This window comes from Ohtaekwangia sp., assembly GCF_036568665.1.
Lineage (GTDB): Bacteria > Bacteroidota > Bacteroidia > Cytophagales > Cyclobacteriaceae > Ohtaekwangia.
Genome location: NZ_DATCSD010000328.1, coordinates 1 through 3,427, shown reverse-complemented (window position 1 = coordinate 3,427; position 3,427 = coordinate 1). Strand labels below are relative to the sequence as shown.

General features: G+C 46.3%; 3 protein-coding genes. All 3 read right to left on the bottom strand.

Going from position 1 to position 3,427, the window contains the following annotated elements; genetic code table 11:
* A partial coding sequence (locus VIN08_RS18360) for a DUF4861 family protein (RefSeq protein ID WP_331967977.1) occupies positions 1–1,028 on the bottom strand: 1,028 nt, incomplete at its 3' end.
* Positions 1,029–1,033: 5 nt separating this feature from the next.
* The gene (locus VIN08_RS18355) at positions 1,034–2,245 is read right to left on the bottom strand and encodes a glycoside hydrolase family 88 protein (protein ID WP_331967975.1); all 1,212 of its coding nucleotides are present in this window, start codon (positions 2,243–2,245) and stop codon (positions 1,034–1,036) included.
* Positions 2,246–2,382: 137 nt separating this feature from the next.
* Positions 2,383–3,427 (bottom strand): glycoside hydrolase family 28 protein (locus VIN08_RS18350; protein ID WP_331967973.1); only part of this gene is annotated, 1,045 nt, incomplete at its 5' end.

Here is a 3,427-nt window from a genome sequence, read left to right as displayed (position 1 = left end):
CCCAAGCCATCGTTGTTCAGGCTTTGTTTGCCATACGTGGCCAGGTAAGCCCAATGCTGTGCATCGCCTTCACTGGTATATAGTTTGGCGAGCTTGTCTTTTACTATACCCGTACAGATGTTATCAGGATCGTTAGTGATAGTAAGCATCTCGTGTGTAAGGCGTGTACCCTGGTGAATGGATAAGCGCGATTGCACATCTTGCTTTTTATCGGCAACCGCCCAGCCGGTATACTGTGTAAGAATAGAAGAGTATATAGTTCCGTTTTCTGTAATGCGGCAGGTAACGCCATCTGTCTTCTCTACACGAATGGCCACACCGTTAACGAACGCACCGATAGAACCTATACCCAATGATTTACCAACCTTCATCACATCCATACCCCACGGCTGCATGTTGTGATACGAATCAAAACCATCCTGTCCGGCAAGCTGTAACGTTACTTCCTGTGTTTTCTTTCCGAATACATCGGTAGCATTGCGCTGGTCGAGATAAAATCGATACCCTACTTTATCTGATTCCCAGCCGGGACCTTCATAGCGAATAAACCAGGAGTGATCTTTATGCTCCGGTGGCACCTGCAGAAAATCTACATTCCTGAAATTGCCTCCTATATATTCGCGATTCTTCCACTCGCCTCCTACCTTGTGCGACAGCTCTGCCTGCGTACGTTTAGGATAGCTGCGTGCAAGGGTTGCTGTAGGATGGAAACGCACTATTACTTCCAGCGATGCGGATGCATTCAGTTTATCCAATACAAAAACAACACCGGCGTTGTCCTGGTCTTGTTTATTATACTGACTGGGAATTTCTTTTCCGTTATCTATTACTATAAAGGCATTGCTGTTAAACCTGCGTGCATGCTTACTGATCTCTTCGGGCGATAAGACGATCACCACATGCTCGCGCGCTATATTTAGCGGATTAGTAACTTTTACCCGAAACGATTCCGGAAACTCTTTCTCCAAGGACTGCGCCTGTATACCGGCTGCGATCAAAACCGCCACACAGAAAATTATATACTTCATGATCACTAGGGTTTATGTATAGGTGTAAGTAAATCCATTTCTATACTCGCCTGGATGAACGGACCAATGCCTTTCAGGTCGTCCGTACGAAGCGGCTCGCTGATATAGTATTCAAAACTTCCATCGCGATAAGGCGTGCCACCCAAGCCTCCTACACTTACGGTTTTGGTGAGATGAACCAGACCTTGCTGATCTGTTTCAATAAAGTTCTTGAGTATACCATCAAAACCTTTTTTCGCGAGAGCGCTATAACTTTTATCGAGATATCCCAGGCGCGATCCCTTGGCGAGAGCATATACAAACATGCAACTGGCAGAAGCTTCGAGGTAATTTCCCTGGGTGGTGGCTTTATCTACCACCTGGTACCAGACACCTGAAGCAGGATCCTGGTAGTTCTTCAGCGCTGTGCCCAACCGTTGTAAAATAGCGATCATCTCTTTTCTTCGCGGATGATTGGCTGGTATATAATCCAGTACATCTACCAGCGCCATTGCATACCAGCCCATGCCGCGTCCCCAGAAGCCGGGAGCATGGCCGGTAGCAGGATCAGCCCAGCGTTGCTTTTTACTTTCATCCCACGCGTGGTATAGCAAACCTGTTTTGGCATCGCGCACATGTTTTTCCATCCATACAAACTGGTTAATGATATCATCAAAGTTTTTATCCTGGTGAAACAGTTGTGCATACTCTGCCGAGAATGGTTCGCCCATATATAGTCCATCAAGCCACATCTGGTATGGATAACGATGCTTGTGCCAGAAGCCGCCTTCTTTGGTGCGCGGCTGCCAGTTCAGTTGTTCGTGCAGCAGGTCGGCCGCTTTTTTATACTTCTCTTCTCCTGTTTCGCGATACAACGCCAGCACTACACGCCCGGGAGTAACATGATCGATGTTATACTCTAACAGATCGTAGGTACGGATTGAACCATCTGCGTTTACAAAATGATCGATGATCTTCTTTGCATACTGCATATAGCTCTTGTCGTGCGTATAGGCACCTAACTGATCAAATGCTTTCAATACTACACCTTGCTCATAATCCCACCGGGCTGGCCGGTTGGCTACCAATTCACCGGCACGCTTCACTACAATAGAATCCGGGTATATCTTCATAACCGTCTCCGCCATGCGTACACCCCACAACTTTTGTGGCTGCGCCATGCAGGAGCCCGCTATAGATATACCGGCCACTGTTAATATTGCTAGTCGTAATTTCATACCTTTTTAATAAGTGGAAAGCTGAAAGTAGAAAGCTAAAAGCTCTTGTCTTTTTCCTTTCCGTTTACGCTTTCCCGAATTATATACTCTTTAAACTTTTACCTTGAACTTTAAACTTTCAGCTTTAAGCTTGGTCACTACTTCATCTTCACTACCTTATCCGATACGCCCGAACCAAACGCTACTGTCTTCTTCGCTTTTGTTCCGTTGGCATTCAGCAGGCGAATATCCTTGGAGCGATTGCCGCTAACATTTAGCAGCACATCGTTTTCCTGGCAGGTGATGTTCTCCAGCAGCAAGCCCTTGCTATCGTGTACTTCCACTACATTTTTATCATCACAATACAGGGCCGCGTTCTTCAGCACTATATTTTGTCCTTCGGCGCACATAAAGCCTTTTTTACTTTTAATGGATATATTCTCCATCGAGATAGCCTGAATGTTCATCTCGGGAAGTCCGCGAACAAAGATGGCTGTTTCAGCCCCGTTGCATACTACATCGTTGATGTGAAAATCTCGGAACTGCGGTGTCGCTTCGGTTACCGGCTCGAATTGTATCGATGGTTTTTCTTCACCGGCAAATACGGCCAGCGGGTCTTTCGCCATATAATACATATCAAACAATATAGCCGCTCCACCGATCTTGGCCATACGAATATGATCGATATAGATCTTCTCTACTATACCTCCGCGACCGCGCGTTGTCTTGAAGCGAAGCCCTACATCAGTGCCCAGAAAATTACAATGCGATACAAATATATTTCGCGCACCACCGCTCATCTCACTGCCTACTACAAAACCACCATGACCATGAAAGACTGTGTTGTTGCGCACGATCACATCTTCGGTTGCTACTCCGCGCTTGCGACCTTCTTCATCGCGACCGGATTTTATACATATACCATCATCGCCTACATCAAAGCTGCTGTTCTCTACCAATACATAGCGACATGATTCTATATCTACACCATCACCATTCTGTGCGTTCCAGGGATTACGAACTGTGAGTCCTCGCAGTGTAAGATGCTGCGTTAACAGCGGGTGCAAACACCACGCGGGTGAATTTTGAAATGTTACACCTTCCAGCAACACGCGCTTGCAGCGAACGATGCTCACCATGTTAGGACGCAAAAATTCTTTTATAGCTTCTGCTTTTTGCAGATCATATCCTTCGGCTATTACA